Source organism: Mycobacterium sp. IDUB_3, assembly GCF_055419585.1.
Map to the genome: position 1 here is coordinate 628,351 of NZ_JBVAXZ010000001.1, position 17,986 is coordinate 646,336.

Consider the following 17,986-nt stretch of genomic DNA (forward strand, 5'->3'; position numbering starts at 1 on the left):
CATTCCTTTCGAGGGTGGGTGAAACGGACTGCGATCACGGCTGTGATCTAGGAACCTGTCGTCGAGCAATCGGCGCACAGGCCCCAGTAGATGACCTCGGCCTCGTCGAGGACGAAGCCATCAAGAACGTTGTCGTCGTCGGAGGGCGTGAGGCAGGGAGCGTCGCCGACGGCGCAGTCGATGTCGGCGATGATCCCGCAGGACCGGCAGACGACGTGGTGGTGGTTGTCGCCGACGCGCGATTCATAGCGCGCGACCATGCCCAGTGGCTGGATGCGCCGCACCAGACCGACGGTGGTCAGCGCATTGAGCACGTCGTAGACGGCTTGGCGCGAGACATCGGGCAGGCCGATGCGGACCGCCGAGAAGATCGTCTCGGTGTCGGCGTGCGGATTGGCGTCCACGACTTCCAGCACGGCAACCCTGGGCCGGGTCACCCGCAGATCGGCCATCCGCAACCTGTCCGCGTAATCGGCCGTCGATGACACGCCACCAATATGACGCACTTAATTGGAACGAGTCAAGACTTTATTGTGAAGTGAGGCACAACGGTGCGTGACGAATGAGCTGGATCATGCGGAGGTCAGGTCGGCTTCAGCGCGCTGCCTTTGCGCCACTCGTCCCAGCTGAGCGTCCAGTCGCCGTTTTGCGCCAGCGTCAGCGGAGGCCCGCCGCTGTTGCGGACCTCGACCACGTCCCCGGGTACCGAAAAGTCGAAGAACCATTTCGCGTTGTCGGCATTGAGGTTCAGGCAGCCGTGCGAGGTGTCGCGGTGCCCCTGGGCCCAGACCGTCGCGTCGAGCTCGTGCAGATAGATGCCGTCCGAGCTGATCTTGGTGGCCCAATTGATGGTCTCCCGGTAGCCGAGCCGCGAGTTCTTGGGCAGGCCGAAGGTCGAGGAGTCCATGATGACCGGATTGCCCTTGTCCAGGACGGTGTAGACACCGGGCGGGGTCCAGAGCGAGATGGTCCTGCCGCCGACGTCTTCGGTGCCGCCCATTCCCATGCTTGTGGGCATCGTGCGCTGGAGGTTTCCGTTGCTGAAGACGCTGACCTGGTGGGTCGCGTCGTCGGCGATCGATACGTGCGCGTCGCCGACGCGGAAGGACACCTTGGTGTCGTCTTGCCCGAACAGGCCGTCGCCCAAGGCTATTCCGTAGATCTTCGCCTCGGCCGTGACGTTCGTGCCCGGTGCGTAGTAGTGCTGCGGCCGCCAGTGCGCGTTCTGGCCGTCGACCCAGTACCAGGAACCCTCGACTTTCGGGGTGGTGGTCACCGACAGTTGCCGCTCGGCGGTGGCGCGATCGGTGATGTTCTCGTCGAAGTGCGCCACGATCACCGTCCCGACGCCGTAGGTGCCGCCGTCGTGCAGCGCGGTCTCCGATGTGGTGGTGAACGACACCTTGGTCTGGTTGGACGGCTTCAGCGTGGAGAACGACGAAACCTGCTTGGCCGCAACGCCACTGACACCGCTGCTGGTGACCGTCAGCGTGTAGGTGCGCCCGTAGCCCAGCGGGACGGTGGGCTTCCACACCGTGTTGTCCGGGGTCATGACGCCCTCGACCGGTTTGCCGCTCTCGTTGACCATGTCGACACCCGTCAGGGTCCCGTTCTCGGCTTTGACCGTGACCGGGGCAACCGGGTCGACGTCATGGGTGTCGGGGCCGGGGGTAATCGTTATCTGGGCCGGCCCAGCGGTTTTCGCGGGGGCGCCGCTTTGACCACAGCGGCCGCCGGGGCAATGTGACGTCGATGCAAGGTATATCGCGGCGACGGCGGCGACGATCACGCACACCGCAATCAAGAGTCTGCGGGGGCGTCTGACCCGCGTGATCCGGCCGACGAGCTGATCACTGTTCTTGGACATCATGAAGCTGCCGAACCCTGCTTTCTGTTGCGCGCAGGCCGCGAACTTCTGCCCGGCGATGTCGATGTTGTAGATGAGGTATCCCGCGACGTGCGGTTTTTAAACCGTCGCGCAGTTGGGCTTCGTCACTCAAGGCCGCACCGGCCGTCCGCGAGAGATCATGGCCTCATGGCCGATGAGGAACTCGACAGCCTCTATGAGGCGCCGCCGAAGGAGTTCACCGCGGAGCGCGCCAGATTGGCCGCCGCGGCCAAGCAGCGCGGCGATACCGCGGCCGCGAAACGGATTTCCGCCGCCAGCAAGCCGACGACGCCTGCCTGGATCGTCAACCGGTTGGCGCTGCGGCACGCCGATACCCGGCAGCGGCTGGCAGACCTTGGGGAGCGGTTGCGCGCCGCGCACGCGGCGATGGATGGCGCCCGCATCCGGGACCTGACGGCCGAACAACGCAAACTCATCGACGAACTCACCCGCAAGGCACTCGGCGAGGCCAGCCTCGAGCAACGGTCGGCGGCCGTGCGCGAAGACCTGACCAGCACGCTGCAGGCCGCCATCGCCGACCCGCAGATCTGTGCGCGGCTGGGCAGGCTGACCCGGCCCGAGCAGTGGTCGGGTTTCGGCGCCTTCGGCGATGCGGTGCCGGAATCGACGGATACATCCGGCGGACCGGCGAAGCCGCGGCGCGCCCAGGCGCGGAAGCAGCCCGCCAAGCGGTCGGCGGACGAAAAGGCGCAGGGCCGACGGCGCGAGAAGCTGAGCGCTGCCGTCGCCACCGCGGAGCGCGCCAAGACCCAGGCCGACGACCTGGTGGACCGCCGGCAGGCCCAACGCGATGCCGCCCGGCAGCGCCGTGACGATGCGGCCCGGGCACTGCGGGAGGCCGAGCGGGAACTCAGCGCCGCCGAAAAGGACTACGACAAGGCAAGGGAAGCCGGCCGAACCGCCGCGGACGCTGTGAAGGAGGCAAAAGCCCGATTGAAGCGGGCGTGAGCTCGCCGCGGCGTTTCCCCGGGCCCGGCTGGGGTATCAGCTCAGCCGTGACTTCTTTGTGGATGACAGAACGCACCGAACAGCCGTGGGCCCCAAGCCGACTTGACCAGGGCTCCGCGTCCGCCGATGTCATCGTCGTGGGCGCAGGCATCACCGGCCTGATGACGGCGGTGCTGCTGGCCCGCGCGGGCAAGGATGTGCTGGTGCTTGAGGCGCGCACGGTCGGGGCGTGCGCGACCGGAAACACCACCGCGAAAATCAGCCTGCTGCAGGGCAGTCAGCTTTCCAAGGTGCTGCCACGACATGGTCGAGACGTTGCGCGCGCGTACGTCGACGGCAACCGCGAGGGCCAGGAGTGGGTGCTGGGCCACTGCGAGGCGCACGGCGTGGCGGTGCAGCGCGAGGATGCCTACACCTACGCCCAGTCCGTGCGGGGCGTCCCGTCGGCGCGCGCCGAGCTCGCGGCGTGTCAGGCGGTCGGCCTGCCGGCGGAGTGGGACGACGATGCCGAGGTGCCGTTCGCGTATCACGGCGGTGTGCGGCTGGCCGATCAGGCGCAGTTCGACCCGATGCCCTTCCTCGACTCGCTGGCCGTCGAGCTGCTGGGTCACGGCGGGCGGCTGGTCGAGCACACCCGGGTGCGGCGGGTCTCGTGGCGCGGCAAGGAGCTGCGCGTGCATGTCAACGACGCCGCGCAGCGGGACGTCGAACTGCAGGCGCCCCAGCTGGTGCTCGCGACCGGGATCCCGATCCTGGATCGCGGCGGATACTTCGCGCGGGTGAAGCCGAGCCGGTCCTACTGCTTGGCGTTCAAGGTCCCCGGCAACATCACCCGGCCGATGATGATCTCCACCGATTCGCCGACACGGTCGGTGCGGTACGCGCCGGTCGCGGACGGGGAGCGGCTGATCGTGGGCGGGGCCGGCCATACCGTGGGCCGCGAGAAGAGTCCGTCCGAGGCGCTGGACGAGCTGTCGACGTGGACGCGCAAGCACTATCCGGGTGCCGTGCAGACCCACTTCTGGTCGGCGCAGGACTACACGCCCATCGACCACCTGCCGTACGTGGGCCCCATCCTGCCGAGCACCGAAAGCATCTTTGTTGCAACGGGTTTCAACAAGTGGGGGATGACCAACGGTCCCGCCGCGGCGTTGGCGCTGTCCAGCCGCATCCTGGGCGGCCGGATGGACTGGGCCCGCGCGTTCGCCAGCTGGAGTCCGCACGAGCTGACGGGGCTGGCGACGGCCGTGCAGGCCAACCTCGAGGTCGGCTTCAATCTGACGAAGGGCTGGATCACGCCGGCGATACGGACTCACCGCCGCGGCCCGGTCGACGACGAAGGCGGTGTGGTGAGTGGCCCGCCATGGCACCTTCAGGCCCGTTGCCGCGTCGACGGGACCGAGCACCGCGTCTCGCCGGTGTGCCCGCACCTGGGTGGGATCGTGAACTGGAACGACGCCGACAACGCCTGGGAGTGTCCTCTGCACGGGTCGCGGTTCGCGCCCGACGGCACCTTGCTGGAAGGGCCGGCGACCCGCGATCTGACCGCGTAGCCGCCGGTGTCAGCCCGCCTTCTGAAACACCAACCAGCGCAACTCGATTGGGGAGTCGCCACGCTCGACGTCGAACACATCGAGGCCGCCGGCCCAACCTTCGAACCAGCCCGTCGGCGGCCAGGCGTCCGACGGTAACCGCGCCTTCTCGTATTCGTAGGCGGCGTCGTCGGCGATCGGCTCCAGAGGCAGGCCGGCCGCCGCGGCGGTCACTTCGTCGCGGGTGAAGATCATGCTGTTGCACTGCTGACTCAGTTGCACCGCGACGTCGTCGGGAACGTAGCCGTCGCGAGCCAGGAAGGTGTTGAAGACCAAGCGCCCACCTTGGGCCAGGCAATCGGTGGCGAGTTCGAACATGCCGCGCAACTCGTGCGGCGTGCGGAAGTCGGACACCACCTCCGAGAGCACCATCAGCTGATACTTATCGCGTACGCCCTCCATCGCGGTGAACACGTCGCTTTGAATGACGTTCACGCCCAACGATTCGCCGGCGGCTTCTGCGACCATCACCTCCGCGAACTTCGCGGTCATCTCGACCGCGTCGACCGGGTGTCCGCGCCGGGCCAGGGCCAGGGCGTTGCGTCCGGTTCCGGCGCCGACGTCCAGCACCCGATAGACCGACGGATCGGCCGCCTCCGCCGCCAGCGCGAGCACGCGCGCGTCGGGTTCGGTCCCGAATAGCGGCGGCGGGCGGATCGCCATCCACTGGTCGTAATCGGCCTCGACCGTGCGCCAATCGGCTTGGACCCGGAAATTCACGCCGGTCCCGAATGGAGCCTCATACGAGATGAGGACCTCGGAACGGGGGGAGGCCTTGAAGGCCTTCGCCAACTCGGCTACCAGCGCGGCCCGCAACTGTGCGGACTGCTCGGGTGGACACCAGACGCCCAGGGTGGCGCAGACGTTGTTGCACAGCTGGACGTACTCGTCGATCAGGCCCGGCACCGCCGGCACCCGGATGTGGCCCTCGGCCGACAATCGCCGATACAGCCGCCTGATCATCGCCTCGCGCAGCATCGACGGGTCGAACGACTTATTCGGCGGATCCTGCACGAGAACCTTCTACATGACAGGCGGGCTTTGCACCACCGCTGGGCGAAGCGGGCGGCGCGGCTACGCCCGGCGGGCGGCGGATTCGAGAAGATCGGCCGCCTTGGCGACGCTTTCGGCGGGTGTGCTCATTTGGGTGGCCACCTCCCTGGCTCGGCTGAGGTAGTGCGCCGACCGCACCGAACGCAGGTCGGCGACCAGCGAGTCCAAGGTGGAGGCCGAGAACGCCCGCCCCACGCCGACTTCCAACCTGCCGACCGCCTCGGCCCAGATCGGCTGATCGAGCCAGAGCCAGAGAATCAACATGGGCACGCCCGCCCGCATGGCCGCGGCGGTGGTGCCTGCGCCGCCGTGGTGCACGATCGCACGGCACGCCGGGAAGACGGTGGCGTGATTCACCGCGTCCACGATCTTCACGTGGTCGGCGGGCGGGATATGGGTGAAATCGTTTGGGCCACTGCAAATCAACGCCCGCTCACCGATCTGCGTGCAGGCCGCGCTGATCACCGCGACCGTTTCGGCGGGGGAGGTGACCGGCGTGCTGCCGAATCCGAAATAGATCGGCGGCGTCCCGTCGGCTATCCAGGACAACACCTTGTCGTCCGCATCGGCCGGCATCCCGAGGGTCAGCGAACCGACGAAGGGCCGTCGGTATCCTGGCCCGGCCCACTGCTTCGCCAGTTCGGGCGCCCATAACTCGTCGTAGGTCTGAATCTCGAGCGCCGGCTGCGTCGACGGGTTGTCGGACAGACCAAGCGCCCGACGTTGGGCCGCTGCGGCCGCGCCGGTGACTTCGGACTGCAGCCGGCCGAGTTCCAAGGTGTCGGCGGGAAAGAAGTGCAGGGCGGCCAGCGGTATGCCGAAATGTTCCCCGACGTTGCCGGCGAGCCGCTGCTCGTTCATCCCGGCCACCAGCAGATCGGCGCCGGCCGCCACCGAGGCCAGCGTGTCGCTCTTACCGGTCCACACCTTGGTGACGCGCTCGATGAGTTGCGGCAAAGCGCTCATCGGATTCTGGACGTTGCGAACGAAATTGGTCGCCATGTTGATCTGCTCGCGGCTGTCGGGCCCGTACGCTACCGCGGAAAGCCCCGCCGACTCGGCCATGCCCAGCTTGTCGGGCGGCACCCCGAGCACGACGTCGTGCCCTCGGCGGTGCAACTCGCGTGCGGCGGCGACGCAGGGTTCGACGTCGCCTCGGCTGCCATAGGCGGCCAGCGCAATTTTCATCAACAGACCTCACTCGCGGGGATGCCTCAAATCCAAGCAGAACCGGCGCCGTCAGACCCGCCGGACGCGCGCTCGCCGCCTGAACTGGTCTTTTGCCAAGTCCCACCCATGAACAGCGGCCGCCCGACGCTGAGCGGGACCGGTCCCGCCCCGTTGAGAGCCGGCTGAGGGTGATTTGCGCAATACGAGCCGAACCCTTGTGAGTTTCGGCTGTCATGTGCAGGTAACCTATCGTTAACCGTCGGCAACAATTTCGCTGTATTCGTTGACGTGGGAGCACCTGCAAACGTTAAGACCGGTCCGCTAGCACTGGGGACGGTCTTATTCGGCCGTCTTCGTTCGCGGGACTGGCAGCACCGGAGGGAGTGCGATTTGTTTGCTGCTCGGTGGGCTATCCCCATACGACCCGCATCGATGATGCCATCGATGCCCTCGCGGCCCTGAAAGCGATCGGAGGAGAACGGCATGGACTTCGCAGTACTGCCGCCGGAGGTCAACTCCGCGCGCATGTACGCCGGTCCGGGGTCGGGACCAATGCTGGCCGCCGCGATGGCCTGGGATGAATTGGCCGCCGCGCTGCAATCGACGGCGAACTCCTATCAGGCCGAGATCACGGCCCTGACCTCCGGTCCATGGGTCGGCCCGTCGTCGGCGTCCATGGTCGCGGCCATCACCCCGTATCTGGAGTGGATGAGGACCACCGGCGCCCAGGCCGAAGAAACCGCCAACCAGGCCAGGGTGGCGGCCTTCGCCTACGAGACTGCGTTCGCCGAGACGGTGCCGCCCCCGGTGGTCACGGCCAACCGCACCCAGCTGGCGGCGCTCGTCGCGACCAACGTCCTCGGCCAGAACACGCCGGCGATCGCCGCGACCGAGGCGGAGTACGGCGAGATGTGGGCGCGTGACACCGCGGCCATGTTCGGCTACGCGGGTACGACGGCCTCGGCGACGCGGTTGACGCCGTTCGCCCAACCCGACCCGGCCAGTAATTCCGGCGCCGGCCAGTCCGACGCGGTGGCCCAGGCCACCGGAACCGCCGCCGGGAGCACGCGCAATGCCGTGCAGCAATCGTTTTCGGCGGTTCCTAACTTACTGAGCAACGTCTCGGCGGCGCCGCTGGCCGCAGTCGACCCTGCGTCTGCAACGGACGTCCTGGGGCTGGGGAGCGATCTCGTCACGTTCTTTCTCGATGCGCCGGCCAGCGTGGCCGGGCTCAGCATCGACACGCCGGGTACGTTGATCGCAGTTCCCTTCGACATCGCCGGTGCGCTGACCGGTTTCCACACCGATGACATCGTCAGCGGGTGGGCCGGGGTGCAGTCGTGGCCGGGCGCCGGCGCGGTGCCGCCCACACCGTTTCCGGTAATCACGAACCCGGCGGGCGGATTTGGAACGTTGGCATCGGCGGGTCTGGGCCAGGCGAACACGGTCGGCGGCTTGTCGGTGCCACCCGGCTGGACGGCGGCCGCCCCGGCGATTCGCCCGGCCGCGCTGGTGCTTCCGACCACCACCGCAGGCGCCGTCGCGGAGGCCGCGGCCGCGGCCGCTCCCACCGGCGCCGGCAGCTTGTTCGGCCAGATGGCCGTGGCGAGCATGGCTGGGCGCGCGATGGCCGGTACCGGTGGCGCCCTGGGTCGCGAGCGGGCCCGGGCCGGCGAGATCGAGAAGGCGACGCGCGAGGCGCCGAAGGAGCCGACGACCGAGCCCACGGCACCACCGCAGGTTGCCGCGGGCGGCCCGATCACCAGCATCGCCGCCGAGTTGCGCGAACTGGCTTCGCTGCGCGACGCGGGAATTTTGACTCAGCAGGAATTCGAGGAGCAGAAAAAGCGCCTGCTGCCCGGCTGATCCGGGGTCCGGCGCTGCGCGTTCATCGGTCAATCCGGCGAGCACAAAGGTTCACGGTTTATTCGGCAGTAGCGGTGCGGTGCGGGTGCTACCGTTTGCTGGCCATTCGACCGTCGACGGGACTCCCTCGCTCATGCTCACGTTTCGGATCGCCCCTGCGGCCGTGATCGGCGCATGCGTCGGTTTGGCCGCCGCGGCGCTCGTTTCGGGGTGCGGTAGCGCCCCGCCGGCGACCACGGCCGCCACCAGCTCGTTGACCACGGTCATTGCGGCACAGACTAATTCATCGCCGGCTCCAGGAGCCGGCCCCGCGGCGACCACCGTCCCCGGCATGTACGGCAACCCGGGCGCCGCGGCGAAGTATTGGGTGGCGCAATCGCTAGAGGACAACTGCGGACTCGTGTCGATCGCCGACGTGGTGGGCGAGCTCACCGGCAACACACCCAGCGAACGGCAGATGCTGGATCTGGCGGAGTCGACGCCGTCGGGGGCCAATCCCGGACCGATCTACGCGCCGCGGAACGACCCGAGCCACTCTGGCCCGGACAGCGGCATCTCGATGTCCGACCTGGTGATCCTGCTCGACCACTTCGGCATCAAATCCGAGATGACCTCCACATCCGACCGGGACCAGAACGGGCTCCCGCTCCTCGAGCAATACCTGGCCAAGGACCGCAAGGTCATCGCCTTCGTCAACTCCTCGGTCATCTTGAATGCCGACGACCAGCGCACCAAGGCCGACCATTTCCTGGTCGTGACGGGCATCGACACCGGCAAAGCGATCGTGCACCTCAACGACCCCGGTATCGACCACGCCGACGAACAGGTCGGCTTCGCCACGTTCATGACGGCCTGGAAGACCAGCGATCAGTCGATCGTGGCGACCGCGGCGCCCGGCTGATCCCTGGTGACGCCAGGCGATTTCGGGCACAGTGAGCAGTGAAACCTCAGTGAAGGCGCGTGATGGACAACTCGACCGCCCAGGCCTCCGATGCCGCACCGATGCGGGTGCAGGCGTTGCTTCGCTATCCGGTCAAGTCGATGCTCGGCGAAACCCTCGATCGCCTGCTGGTCGACGAGCGCGGCGCCGAGGGCGACCGCCGGCTGGCGCTCCTCGACGGTGAGACCGGGCACGTGGCCAGTGCCAAGAATCCGCGGTTGTGGCGTGATCTGTTGACGTGCACCGCACATGCCGATGCCCAGGGCGTGCGTATCAGCCTGCCCGACGGAACCGACGTGGCCGCCGACGATCCCGGCGTCGACGAGCTGATCTCGCGGCTGACCGGCCGGCGGGTCCGGCTGGTCACCCGGCGCCCCGACGGCGCGACGCTGGTGCGGCCCGATCCGGAGCAATTGCTGGAACTCGGTCTCGACGCAGAGGTCGACGGCCGCATCCTGCGGATCGCCGCGGCCACTCCGGGCGAGTCGTTCACCGACGAAGCCCCGTTGCATGCGATCACGACGGCCACCCTCGAGCACATCGGCGTGGAGGCGCTGCGCTACCGCCCAAATCTGGTGATCACGACGCCGCCGGACTATCCGCCCTATGCCGAGAACGACTGGGTGGGCGGCGAAATCGCAATCGGAGAGGCGCGGCTGCGCGTTCTGACGGCCACGTCGCGCTGCGTGGTCCCCACGCTCGAGCACGGGCCGTTGCCGCGAGCCCCGCAGGCGCTTCGCATACCCGCGGCCGAAAACCGTTTGAACACAGGCGGTCACGGCGCGCAGCCATGCGCGGGTGCCTACCTCGCGGTGGCGGCCGAGGGCATCATCCGCGTCGGTGACCGAGTCACCATCCGGCCATAACAGCTGCGCAGCAACGCATCAGCCGCCCAAATTGCGCAGCGCGGTGTCGAGTTCCTCGGCCTGCTCGGTCACCTCGCGGTCGGATAGCTCCTCGCGCCCGACTCGCTGCACCAATTCCTGGCGCGTCGCGACCTGCAGGGCGCCTCGGTATTCGGTGGACTCCAGATCGGCCGGCGCGACGACGGCGGCACGCCCCTCGATCACCACCAGCGTCGCGTCTGCGTCCGGGCGTGCCAGTAGCCGTCGCACATCCTCGGCGCCGATGGTCATGAGCCGCCGCCCCGCCCGGTTCGCTGTTGCAGCTCGTCGATCAGGCTGGATGCCTGGGCCTTGGTGAGGTTGTCCGGGATCTCTTCGCCCGCTTCCTGTGCCAGCGTGTTCAGGTAGCTGCGCTGCGGCCCGGTCATGGGTTCGTCGCCGGTCACCCACTGCGACTGGTCCTTTTCCGGATTCTCTTGTGGCGCCTGCGCGGCATCGTCGACCATGCATGTGGCTATGCCCGCTACCGAGCCAACGTAATCAGGAAGTGTTGTCGCTGGTTTCGGCATGCTAACCCCTCGCCCCGACCATCTTCATCACCAGCAGCACCGCAACCGCGATGAACGCGACGGTGAAGATGCAGACGGCGAGCACGGTGAGCACCGAGCTCGAGGCGAAGCGCCGGGTGTTCGGTGGTTGGGTCTCGGATACCCCGGAGGTTTGGGGCGCGGCCGGGGGAGTGGTGCCCGGTGCGGCACCCCCCCCTGGCTCCAGCCCCGGTATTTGCGTCGGGTCAGGATCGGGAGGTTGCGCGGTCATGGGTGCCACCGGCCCCGTCGTAGCGGACGGTGCCGCAAGTGTTCGGCCACGTCGCCGGCCAGATGCACGCGTTCTGTTGGCTCTGGAACAGGTCTCATCGCGCGCTCCCTCCGTCGGGGCATGGCGATACCCGCCCAGACGCCGCCCAAACGGCCGGCCCGTCGGGAGCTTGCCGACGCCCACCGGCGTCATCCGCGGTGTCGGCGCCCGGTCGTCCGCGATGCGCTGGGGACCACGTGCGCGTAGGTCATCGAAAGGACTGCCCGCCAACACATCCCGCGTCAGGCGGTGTGCTGACGGCGCTTCAGTTCTCCGAGTTTGGGGTCGGGCTCTGCGCGGATCCCCACTTCGCCTCGAGGGACCGTTTCACCCGGGTGCCGGCCGCCATGTCGAGCTGAAAAGTCTCACCGCCGTCGGTCTCGAATGTGATGAGATACCCCGCGTCGCTGGGATCCTTGAAGACGACTTTGTAGGGCCGTTCACCCGAGCCGCGGTCCACGGCGATGATGTCGCCAGGGGTGACGTCGTCGACCAGGTCGTTGCCGGAGACTTTGGACATACGCTCGACGTTAGCCGAAAAGATGCCGCGAACGTCCGGCCGGCCGGCGCAGTGACCGACCTCACCTACGGCTGCAGGAAGGCCTTGATGGCGCGGCGCTCATCCATGGCCCGGTAGGCCTCGGCGACCTGATCGAGGGGCAGGCGCAGGTCAAACACCTTGCCGGGGTGGATTTTTCCCCCGAGCACCGACTCGATCAGGGAGGGCAGGAAGTGCCGGACCGGGGCGGGTCCGCCGCGCAGCCCGACCTGGGTGCTGAAGAGTTGCTCGCCGGTGATTGCGACATCGTGGGGGACGCCCACGAACCCGACGAAGGCGCCCGGGCGAGCGGACTGGATGGCTTGTTGCATGGCCTGGCCGGTGCCCACGCATTCCAGCACGGCGTCGGCACCGACTCCCTCGGTCATCTCCTTGATGACGGCGACTCCGTCGTCGCCGCGTTCGGTGACGATGTCGGTGGCGCCGAAGTCACGGGCCAGCTGCTGCCGCGGCTCGTGGCGGCTCATCGCGATGATCCGCTCGGCGCCCTTTTCGCGGGCGGCCAGCACCGCGCACAACCCCACCGCACCGTCACCCACCACGGCCACGGTCATTCCGGCGGCGACGTTGGCCGCTTCGGCGGCGAACCACCCGGTGCCCATCACGTCCGAGAGGGTGAGTAAGTCCGGAATCAATTCCTCGTCGGGTTGGTCGGGCAGTGCCACGAGGCTGCTGTCGGCCCACGGGATGCGCACGGACTCCGCTTGGCAGCCGCCCATCAGCACGCGGTTTACGCACGAACTCTGAACTCCGTTGCGGCAATTCGGACAGGTGCCGTCGGAGGCGTAGAAGGATCCGATGACGAATTGGCCGGGCCTGACCGAGGTGACGTCGTTACCGACGGCTTCGACGACACCGCAGTACTCGTGACCGAACGGCTTGGGCTCGGGAACGGGGTTGATGCCGCGGTAGTCCCAAAGATCCGAGCCGCACACGCAGGTCGCCGTGGTGCGGATGATCGCGTCGGTGGGGGCGACGATCTCGGGTTCCGGCAGGTCTTCGAATCGGACATCACCCGCGCCGTAGATGACAGCTCCTCGCATTGCGCCTCCCTCTCGCGGTAGTGGGAGCCCAGCTACCCTAAATCGATGTTTTCAACCGCTCCTCAACGCCATTTGATGCCGCACCCGATGGACGGGCGCTGTTCGGGATTCACCGGTTGCCCGGCCAGCACCGCGTCGACCGCGGCGCGGACGTCCGCGGCCGTGACCGGCAGGCCGTTTTTCGGCCGGGAGTCGTCAAGCTGGCCGCGGTAGACCAGCCTGCGTTCGCCGTCGAACACGAAGGTGTCGGGCGTGCAGGCGGCCGAGTACGCGCGCGCGACGTCTTGGGTTTCGTCGTAGAGGTACAGGAACGTCCAGCCATGGCTGCGAGCCTCCGCGACCATCTGATCGGGCCCATCCTGCGGGTAGGTGACCACGTCATTGCTCGAAATGCCCACCATCGCAACGCCTTGCTCGGCGAGGTCACGACCGAGCGTGGCGAGCCCGTCGGCGACGTGCTTCACGTATGGGCAGTGATTGCAGATGAAGGTGACGACCAGGGCAGGGCCGGTGAGATCGTCGCGACTGAGCGTGCGGCCGGTGGCCGGCTCGGGCAGCGTGAAGGGCGGGGCGGCGGTACCGAGGGCGAGCATGCTGGACTCGATGGCCATGCCGGCCAGAGTATCGCCATATCGCCCGTCCGCGCACCACACGAAGTCGCGACCGCGAAACATGTTGCGCCAAAGCTAAATTCGATCCGCAGAGCGCAATTCCCTCGGCTGGCGCCCGGTGACCCGATCCCTGTGCGTGTTTGATCGGCCCAGTTCGTGGAATTACACACCTGACACCAACGAACGATTGGCCAACGCCTCAAGGAGAATGATGAGTGAGCACAATAAGGCCGACGAAGCTCGTAGGGGCCTGATCGACTCGGTCAAAGGCAAAGCCAAAGAGGTCGTCGGCGCGGTCACGGGCAACGAATCGCTGACGGCCGAGGGGCAGCTCGAGCAGACCCAGGCGCATCAACGCAAAGAAGCGAATGCGACCGAGGCCGTGGCCGAAGCCCAGGCCAAACAGGCCCAAGAGGACGCCGCCGAAGTCAGGGCGCAAGGCGCCGAACAACGCCTGGCGGCGAACGCTCAGGCCGTGGCCGCCGAGGATTCGATCGAGGCCCAGGAGGCCGCCCAGAAGCGTGCGGCCGACCGGGCGGCGCACCAACAGGCGACCGCCGCGAAGACCCAGGCCGAGGTGGACGCGCAGCGCGACATCCGACTGGCCAAGGCCGAAGAGCGCGCCGAGATCCGCGAGGCGTCCGAGGAGATCGTCGACGCGGTCGCCGAGCACCAGAGCTCGGTTCAGGTGGCGCGCAACGAAGCATCGGAGGCCGACCGGCTGCGACGCCAGGCCCAGAACGTGACCGACGAAGCCGACCTGCCCTGACGGCGGGCCTCACCCCAGGAGAAGTTGATGAAAATTTCCGAAGTCCCGCTGGCAGTCCTGCGGTTTCACTACCAACTCGCCCGATTCCCGTTGCAGCTGATCGAGAACCAGGTCGTCAACCGCATCCCCACGGAAGCGCCGGCCCGACTGCTGTACGAGCGTTCGCTGGGCATGCTCGACAGCACCATCGGGAATGTGCTCGGCGACGCGACGCTCGCCGAGCGGGGGACCGCCCTGGTCGAACGCAGCGACACGCTGGGCCAAGCGGCTCAACTGGACGCGCAAGCCGCGACCAGGAAGGCGCAGGCCGACGCCAAGCTCAGGAGCACCCGCGACGAGGCCGTCCAGGAGCGTGAGGAAGCGCAGAAGGCCACCCAGCAGGAAGTCAAAGAGGCCCGGATCGGCGCCGAGCAGCGCAAACGCGAGGCGGCGCAATCGGCGCAGCAGCGCAGCGCCGCGGCCAAGCGGCGCGCCGACGAGACCGCCTCCCAGCGCAAGCAGACGGTCGAATCGGCCAAGCGCCAGGTGGAAGACAGGACTAAAGCCGCCGAGAAGGCCGCGGCCAAGGCTTCGGCGGCCAAAGTCGATGAGGCCGAGGACAAGCTCGGTGAGGCCGCCGAGCAGCGCGCCGAGGCGGATCGCGTGGCGCAGCTGGCGGCCGCCGAGAAGCGCCAGCGCCAGGAGGAGCGGGCTAAGGACTGACGGGTGTCAGGCGCTCGGGGCGCTCCGGGCGCCCTGGTTGATCTTGTTGGCCGCAAACGTCGCGGCCTGGGCGGTCATCCCGGCATCGATGTAGGAGACGTGCGCCATGATGTTGCCGCCGCCGGAGCAGATCGGATCGTCGGGCGCGCAAATGCTGGTGACCTTGGAGCCATACGCCGGGTTGATCGTCGGTAGCGGCTGGCCGCCCCACAGCATGGTGGAGAACTGGCTGGTGGGCTCGCCGAACAGGGCGACGGCCGCGACGTGGTCGGCCACCGAGGGCGGCATTGCGTTGGTGGCCAGGTCGATTACCGTCGAGCCCTGGGAGTAGCCGCCGAGCACGATCTTCGAGTTCGGGCAGCTGGCGACGACGTCCTGGATGTGTGCGCTGGCGTCGTTGGAACCGGCGTTTGCGCTGTTGTGGTAGTCGTCGTTGGCGGGGTAGTTGACCGCGTAGACGTCGACGGACTTACCGCCGAGCTGCGACGTGAGCGAGTCGACGAACGCCTGTCCGATGTTGCCGAGACCGGGCTCCTGGTGGGTGCCCCGGGCGAAGACCACCGAGACGTCCGAACAGCCATCGGCTACGGCGGTGGGGGTTCCGAGGGGTGCACTCAGCAGTGCCCACGTCGTCACAACCGCGATACCAACCCAGCGAGCAAATCTGCGTGCACTCATGGGAGAAATCCTGTCATATCGTCGGTTACGGCGATGCCGGCGGTTGACACCACGACGTTGAACCGACGCTCGGGCGGACGAATAGCGTTGCACCGCAACGCCAATGCCTATCGTCCGGTGATTCGGATGCGAATGGGGCCGGACCAGTCGCCGTCGGGGTCGACGACCTTGCCGCGCTGCGTGATCTCCACGTCGCCCGACCTGGCGAGGCGCCGTGCGGCCGTGCGGGCGTCGTCCATCAGCTCGCGCCAACCGTCGCCGCCGACCGCGCGGGCGGCGTCCGACGGGCAGATGCTGCTGCGCGGGCCACGATGTTCGGCCAGCGCCCGTATCGACGACTCGAGGCGCTGCGGCATCGGCCCGTCACCGAGGGCGATCTCGGCGTGGTCGGCCCCGCGGCCCCCGCCGTCGAGCACGCGACCCAGTTCGGCACGCAATCGCTCACCAACCCCGGCCGTCACCGGCCGCGCCACTGGGGTTTGCGCTTCTCGGCCCAGGCGCGCAGCCCCTCGGCGACGTCTTCGGTCGCACCGGCAACCTTGCGCATGGTCTCGCCGAAGCGCACGGATTCGATCCAGCCCATGTCGGCGGTTCGCCACGCCACTTCTTTGGTCGCCCGTTGGGCCAGCGGTGCGGCCTCGGTGAGGGTGCGCGCCCAGGCCTGGGCTTCGGCCTGCAGCTGGTCGGGCTCGACCAGCTTCCACACCAGGCCGATTTCCTTGGCCCGCTCGGCGTTCATCGGTTTGCCGGTCAACAGCAGCTCCATGGCGTTGGCCCAGCCCACCCGGTGCGGGAGCCGAATGGCTCCGACGATGGTGGGTACGCCGATCGACACCTCGGGGAAGCAGAACGTGGCCTCGGTGCTGGCGATGACGAAGTCGCAGAACAGCACGCCGGTTACGCCGTAGCCGATGCACGGGCCGTGCACGGCGGCGATGGTCGGCTTGAACAATTCCATGCCGGATTCGAACGAGTTGATGGTCGGCTTCTCCCAGAACGTGCCGCCGAACGTGCCGACCGATCCTTCACCGTCCTTGAGGTCGCCGCCGGCGCAGAAGACACTGCCGTTGGCCGTCAGGATCCCGACCCACGCGTCCAGGTCGTCGCGGAAGCGATCCCAGGCGGCGTTGAGGTCCTGGCGCAGCGCGCCGTTGATGGCGTTGCGCGCCTCGGGGCGGTTCAGGGTGATGGTGGCAACGTGGTCTTGCAGCTCATAGGTGACCAGACTCATGACTGCAGACTATTGCGCCGGGCTCACAACCTCGCCATAAGCCGGGACCAGACCCGTTCTCATGGCGTGGGCGGGCGACGAAAATCGTGAAATGCCGCAAGGCGCCCAACGGTTTTCGCGGGAAGGCGTTTGACGTCCTCGAAATGCACGTGAACCCGCTCGAAGGTTTTGACCCGTTCGGCTTTGACCTTCTTCGTGTAGGTCCGGCGATCCGCCAGCGTCAAATCCGCGTCATCGCTGAACGCGCCGAGCAGCGCGCGGGGGTAGAGCCGCTCCACCAGGACGACATTGACCTCGGCGCACATCACCAGCGCCACCGACGCGAGGAACAGAAACGCCAACGCGCCCAAGACCAGTGCGAACACACTGTTGGTGGCGCTGGCCCTTTTCACGGTGTGCGCCACATAGCCGGCCCCGAACCACTGCAGCATCTGCCAAATGAACGCTGCGGCAATCGCTCCCGGCAATACCTCCCGGTATGTCAGGGCCCGCGCCGTGGTCACCCGGAAGGCCACCAGGCAGATCACCGCGTTGATGGCCATCGCGACGAGCGCGAGGCCGATCTTGCTGAAGATGCCGAGCGCCCCGGTGGCGTGGCCCGCCGCGGCCAACACGGTGGCCGCGATGGCGGCCGAGCCGAGCACCAACAGCAACAGCAGGCTGCGCAGCCGGGACAGAATCGGGTTGGGGCGCTTGTGCTTCGGCACCGCCCAGATCGTGTCCATCGCGTTCTGCAGCGCCTGGCCGACGCCCAGCCCGCCGTAGAGCGCGCCGAGCAGCCCGACGGCCACGCCCACCGCTCCGCCGCTGAGCCCCTGGGGGTGGTGCAGCTGGTCGCCGAGCACCGGGAATTGGCTCAAGGTGCTGTGCAGCACCTGTGCCTGCAGATCGGGTCTACCGGCCAGCACCACCCCGAGGCCGGTGGTCAACAGCAGCAGCAGCGGAAACAGCGACACCAGCCCGTAATAGGTGATCAGCGCCGCGAGGTAACCGCCCTGATCGTCGTTGTACTTGTAGACAACAGCGACGATCACGCCGACGACTCGATTACGCCGCTGCAGCTCGTCCAGCCAACCGACCATCGCCGATCACTTCCCCCACCAGCCGGCATCCAATTCGATGCACTCGCCACGTGATACCCGGATCCGCCCACGATCAACCCAGCCGGTCACCCGCCGCGTTGGGGACGCCGCCGCGCGAGTGCCTATTCTG

The 17,986-nt window shown here is 67.8% G+C and carries 22 protein-coding genes; 7 read left to right on the forward strand and 15 right to left on the reverse strand.

The window, feature by feature from the left end:
• Positions 1–47 precede the first annotated feature (47 nt).
• Both ACZYVJ_RS02675 and ACZYVJ_RS02680 read right to left on the reverse strand, forming a co-directional pair.
• Positions 48–488: a Fur family transcriptional regulator gene (locus ACZYVJ_RS02675; RefSeq protein WP_463829599.1), complete on the reverse strand. Its 441-nt coding sequence runs from the start codon at positions 486–488 to the stop codon at positions 48–50.
• Between the two features lie 95 nt (positions 489–583).
• Positions 584–1,870: a L,D-transpeptidase gene (locus ACZYVJ_RS02680; RefSeq protein ID WP_463829600.1), complete on the reverse strand. Its 1,287-nt coding sequence runs from the start codon at positions 1,868–1,870 to the stop codon at positions 584–586.
• Positions 1,871–2,035: 165 nt separating this feature from the next.
• On the opposite strand from ACZYVJ_RS02680, the gene ACZYVJ_RS02685 reads away from it, so the two are divergent.
• Positions 2,036–2,857, forward strand: a complete 822-nt coding sequence (locus tag ACZYVJ_RS02685; RefSeq protein WP_463829601.1) for a hypothetical protein — start codon at positions 2,036–2,038, stop codon at positions 2,855–2,857.
• Positions 2,858–2,919: 62 nt separating this feature from the next.
• Positions 2,920–4,410, forward strand: coding sequence for an FAD-dependent oxidoreductase (locus ACZYVJ_RS02690; protein ID WP_463829602.1), 1,491 nt, complete (start codon positions 2,920–2,922; stop codon positions 4,408–4,410).
• 9 nt (positions 4,411–4,419) lie between these two features.
• Here the strand turns inward: ACZYVJ_RS02690 and ACZYVJ_RS02695 are convergent, their stop codons facing one another.
• On the reverse strand, positions 4,420–5,463 hold the full coding sequence (locus ACZYVJ_RS02695) for a class I SAM-dependent methyltransferase (protein WP_463829603.1): 1,044 nt from the start codon (positions 5,461–5,463) through the stop codon (positions 4,420–4,422).
• A gap of 60 nt (positions 5,464–5,523) precedes the next feature.
• Positions 5,524–6,690 (reverse strand): glycosyltransferase, encoded by a 1,167-nt coding sequence (locus ACZYVJ_RS02700; protein WP_463829604.1) that lies wholly within the window; start codon positions 6,688–6,690, stop codon positions 5,524–5,526.
• 465 nt (positions 6,691–7,155) lie between these two features.
• Between ACZYVJ_RS02700 and ACZYVJ_RS02705 the strand changes: the two genes are divergently transcribed.
• Complete coding sequence (locus ACZYVJ_RS02705; protein ID WP_463829605.1) at positions 7,156–8,538, forward strand: PPE family protein, SVP subgroup; 1,383 nt, start codon at positions 7,156–7,158, stop codon at positions 8,536–8,538.
• A gap of 51 nt (positions 8,539–8,589) precedes the next feature.
• On the opposite strand, the gene ACZYVJ_RS02710 is transcribed toward ACZYVJ_RS02705, so the two are convergent.
• Positions 8,590–8,805, reverse strand: a complete 216-nt coding sequence (locus tag ACZYVJ_RS02710) for a hypothetical protein (RefSeq protein WP_463833088.1) — start codon at positions 8,803–8,805, stop codon at positions 8,590–8,592.
• Here ACZYVJ_RS02710 and ACZYVJ_RS02715 point away from each other — a divergent pair.
• The gene (locus tag ACZYVJ_RS02715) at positions 8,702–9,439 is read left to right on the forward strand and encodes a C39 family peptidase (RefSeq protein WP_463832803.1); all 738 of its coding nucleotides are present in this window, start codon (positions 8,702–8,704) and stop codon (positions 9,437–9,439) included. The two genes, ACZYVJ_RS02710 and ACZYVJ_RS02715, sit on opposite strands and share 104 nt — an antisense overlap.
• A 62-nt stretch (positions 9,440–9,501) precedes the next feature.
• On the forward strand, positions 9,502–10,344 hold the full coding sequence (locus ACZYVJ_RS02720) for an MOSC domain-containing protein (protein WP_463829606.1): 843 nt from the start codon (positions 9,502–9,504) through the stop codon (positions 10,342–10,344).
• Between the two features lie 18 nt (positions 10,345–10,362).
• Here the strand turns inward: ACZYVJ_RS02720 and ACZYVJ_RS02725 are convergent, their stop codons facing one another.
• From ACZYVJ_RS02725 to ACZYVJ_RS02750, 6 genes are all read right to left on the reverse strand, one after another.
• Positions 10,363–10,614 carry a hypothetical protein gene (locus ACZYVJ_RS02725; protein ID WP_463829607.1) on the reverse strand — a complete coding sequence of 84 codons (252 nt, stop codon included), beginning with the start codon at positions 10,612–10,614 and terminating at the stop codon, positions 10,363–10,365.
• The gene (locus tag ACZYVJ_RS02730; protein ID WP_463829608.1) at positions 10,611–10,829 is read right to left on the reverse strand and encodes a DUF3072 domain-containing protein; all 219 of its coding nucleotides are present in this window, start codon (positions 10,827–10,829) and stop codon (positions 10,611–10,613) included. The genes ACZYVJ_RS02725 and ACZYVJ_RS02730 overlap by 4 nt, the downstream gene beginning before the upstream one ends.
• A 64-nt stretch (positions 10,830–10,893) precedes the next feature.
• Positions 10,894–11,142, reverse strand: a complete 249-nt coding sequence (locus ACZYVJ_RS02735) for a DUF6480 family protein (protein ID WP_463829609.1) — start codon at positions 11,140–11,142, stop codon at positions 10,894–10,896.
• Positions 11,143–11,446: 304 nt separating this feature from the next.
• Complete coding sequence (locus tag ACZYVJ_RS02740) at positions 11,447–11,701, reverse strand: hypothetical protein (protein WP_463829610.1); 255 nt, start codon at positions 11,699–11,701, stop codon at positions 11,447–11,449.
• A 65-nt stretch (positions 11,702–11,766) separates the two neighbouring features.
• Positions 11,767–12,783 (reverse strand): zinc-dependent alcohol dehydrogenase family protein, encoded by a 1,017-nt coding sequence (locus tag ACZYVJ_RS02745; RefSeq protein WP_463829611.1) that lies wholly within the window; start codon positions 12,781–12,783, stop codon positions 11,767–11,769.
• A 62-nt stretch (positions 12,784–12,845) separates the two neighbouring features.
• Positions 12,846–13,394, reverse strand: coding sequence for a thioredoxin family protein (locus ACZYVJ_RS02750; protein WP_463829612.1), 549 nt, complete (start codon positions 13,392–13,394; stop codon positions 12,846–12,848).
• Between the two features lie 211 nt (positions 13,395–13,605).
• Between ACZYVJ_RS02750 and ACZYVJ_RS02755 the strand changes: the two genes are divergently transcribed.
• Both ACZYVJ_RS02755 and ACZYVJ_RS02760 read left to right on the forward strand, forming a co-directional pair.
• Positions 13,606–14,163 (forward strand): CsbD family protein, encoded by a 558-nt coding sequence (locus tag ACZYVJ_RS02755; protein ID WP_463829613.1) that lies wholly within the window; start codon positions 13,606–13,608, stop codon positions 14,161–14,163.
• A 27-nt stretch (positions 14,164–14,190) separates the two neighbouring features.
• On the forward strand, positions 14,191–14,865 hold the full coding sequence (locus tag ACZYVJ_RS02760) for an IF2 family translation initiation factor (RefSeq protein WP_463829614.1): 675 nt from the start codon (positions 14,191–14,193) through the stop codon (positions 14,863–14,865).
• Between the two features lie 6 nt (positions 14,866–14,871).
• Here ACZYVJ_RS02760 and ACZYVJ_RS02765 read toward each other — a convergent pair whose 3' ends face one another.
• From ACZYVJ_RS02765 to ACZYVJ_RS02780, 4 genes are all read right to left on the reverse strand, one after another.
• Positions 14,872–15,543, reverse strand: a complete 672-nt coding sequence (locus ACZYVJ_RS02765; RefSeq protein ID WP_463829615.1) for a cutinase family protein — start codon at positions 15,541–15,543, stop codon at positions 14,872–14,874.
• 107 nt (positions 15,544–15,650) lie between these two features.
• Complete coding sequence (locus tag ACZYVJ_RS02770; protein WP_463829616.1) at positions 15,651–16,016, reverse strand: DUF3253 domain-containing protein; 366 nt, start codon at positions 16,014–16,016, stop codon at positions 15,651–15,653.
• Positions 16,001–16,774: an enoyl-CoA hydratase/isomerase family protein gene (locus tag ACZYVJ_RS02775; protein ID WP_463829617.1), complete on the reverse strand. Its 774-nt coding sequence runs from the start codon at positions 16,772–16,774 to the stop codon at positions 16,001–16,003. The genes ACZYVJ_RS02770 and ACZYVJ_RS02775 overlap by 16 nt, the downstream gene beginning before the upstream one ends.
• Positions 16,775–16,833: 59 nt before the next feature.
• Positions 16,834–17,856 (reverse strand): YihY/virulence factor BrkB family protein, encoded by a 1,023-nt coding sequence (locus ACZYVJ_RS02780; protein ID WP_463829618.1) that lies wholly within the window; start codon positions 17,854–17,856, stop codon positions 16,834–16,836.
• Between the last annotated feature and the right edge of the window lie 130 nt (positions 17,857–17,986).

Excerpts from the sequence above, each read along its gene's own strand:
- ACZYVJ_RS02725 (WP_463829607.1), bottom strand. The coding sequence starts at position 10,614 with ATGACCATCGGCGCCGAGGATGTGCGACGGCTACTGGCACGCCCGGAC.
- ACZYVJ_RS02700 (WP_463829604.1), bottom strand. The coding sequence starts at position 6,690 with ATGAAAATTGCGCTGGCCGCCTATGGCAGCCGAGGCGACGTCGAACCC.
- ACZYVJ_RS02705 (WP_463829605.1), top strand. The coding sequence starts at position 7,156 with ATGGACTTCGCAGTACTGCCGCCGGAGGTCAACTCCGCGCGCATGTAC.
- ACZYVJ_RS02740 (WP_463829610.1), bottom strand. The coding sequence starts at position 11,701 with ATGTCCAAAGTCTCCGGCAACGACCTGGTCGACGACGTCACCCCTGGC.
- ACZYVJ_RS02755 (WP_463829613.1), top strand. The coding sequence starts at position 13,606 with ATGAGTGAGCACAATAAGGCCGACGAAGCTCGTAGGGGCCTGATCGAC.
- ACZYVJ_RS02710 (WP_463833088.1), bottom strand. The coding sequence starts at position 8,805 with ATGACCGTGGTCAACGAGCTGGTGGCGGCCGTGGTCGCCGGCGGGGCG.
- ACZYVJ_RS02750 (WP_463829612.1), bottom strand. The coding sequence starts at position 13,394 with ATGGCCATCGAGTCCAGCATGCTCGCCCTCGGTACCGCCGCCCCGCCC.
- ACZYVJ_RS02720 (WP_463829606.1), top strand. The coding sequence starts at position 9,502 with ATGGACAACTCGACCGCCCAGGCCTCCGATGCCGCACCGATGCGGGTG.
- ACZYVJ_RS02765 (WP_463829615.1), bottom strand. The coding sequence starts at position 15,543 with ATGAGTGCACGCAGATTTGCTCGCTGGGTTGGTATCGCGGTTGTGACG.
- ACZYVJ_RS02745 (WP_463829611.1), bottom strand. The coding sequence starts at position 12,783 with ATGCGAGGAGCTGTCATCTACGGCGCGGGTGATGTCCGATTCGAAGAC.
- ACZYVJ_RS02680 (WP_463829600.1), bottom strand. The coding sequence starts at position 1,870 with ATGATGTCCAAGAACAGTGATCAGCTCGTCGGCCGGATCACGCGGGTC.
- ACZYVJ_RS02685 (WP_463829601.1), top strand. The coding sequence starts at position 2,036 with ATGGCCGATGAGGAACTCGACAGCCTCTATGAGGCGCCGCCGAAGGAG.
- ACZYVJ_RS02735 (WP_463829609.1), bottom strand. The coding sequence starts at position 11,142 with ATGACCGCGCAACCTCCCGATCCTGACCCGACGCAAATACCGGGGCTG.
- ACZYVJ_RS02760 (WP_463829614.1), top strand. The coding sequence starts at position 14,191 with ATGAAAATTTCCGAAGTCCCGCTGGCAGTCCTGCGGTTTCACTACCAA.
- ACZYVJ_RS02775 (WP_463829617.1), bottom strand. The coding sequence starts at position 16,774 with ATGAGTCTGGTCACCTATGAGCTGCAAGACCACGTTGCCACCATCACC.
- ACZYVJ_RS02780 (WP_463829618.1), bottom strand. The coding sequence starts at position 17,856 with ATGGTCGGTTGGCTGGACGAGCTGCAGCGGCGTAATCGAGTCGTCGGC.
- ACZYVJ_RS02690 (WP_463829602.1), top strand. The coding sequence starts at position 2,920 with ATGACAGAACGCACCGAACAGCCGTGGGCCCCAAGCCGACTTGACCAG.
- ACZYVJ_RS02730 (WP_463829608.1), bottom strand. The coding sequence starts at position 10,829 with ATGGTCGACGATGCCGCGCAGGCGCCACAAGAGAATCCGGAAAAGGAC.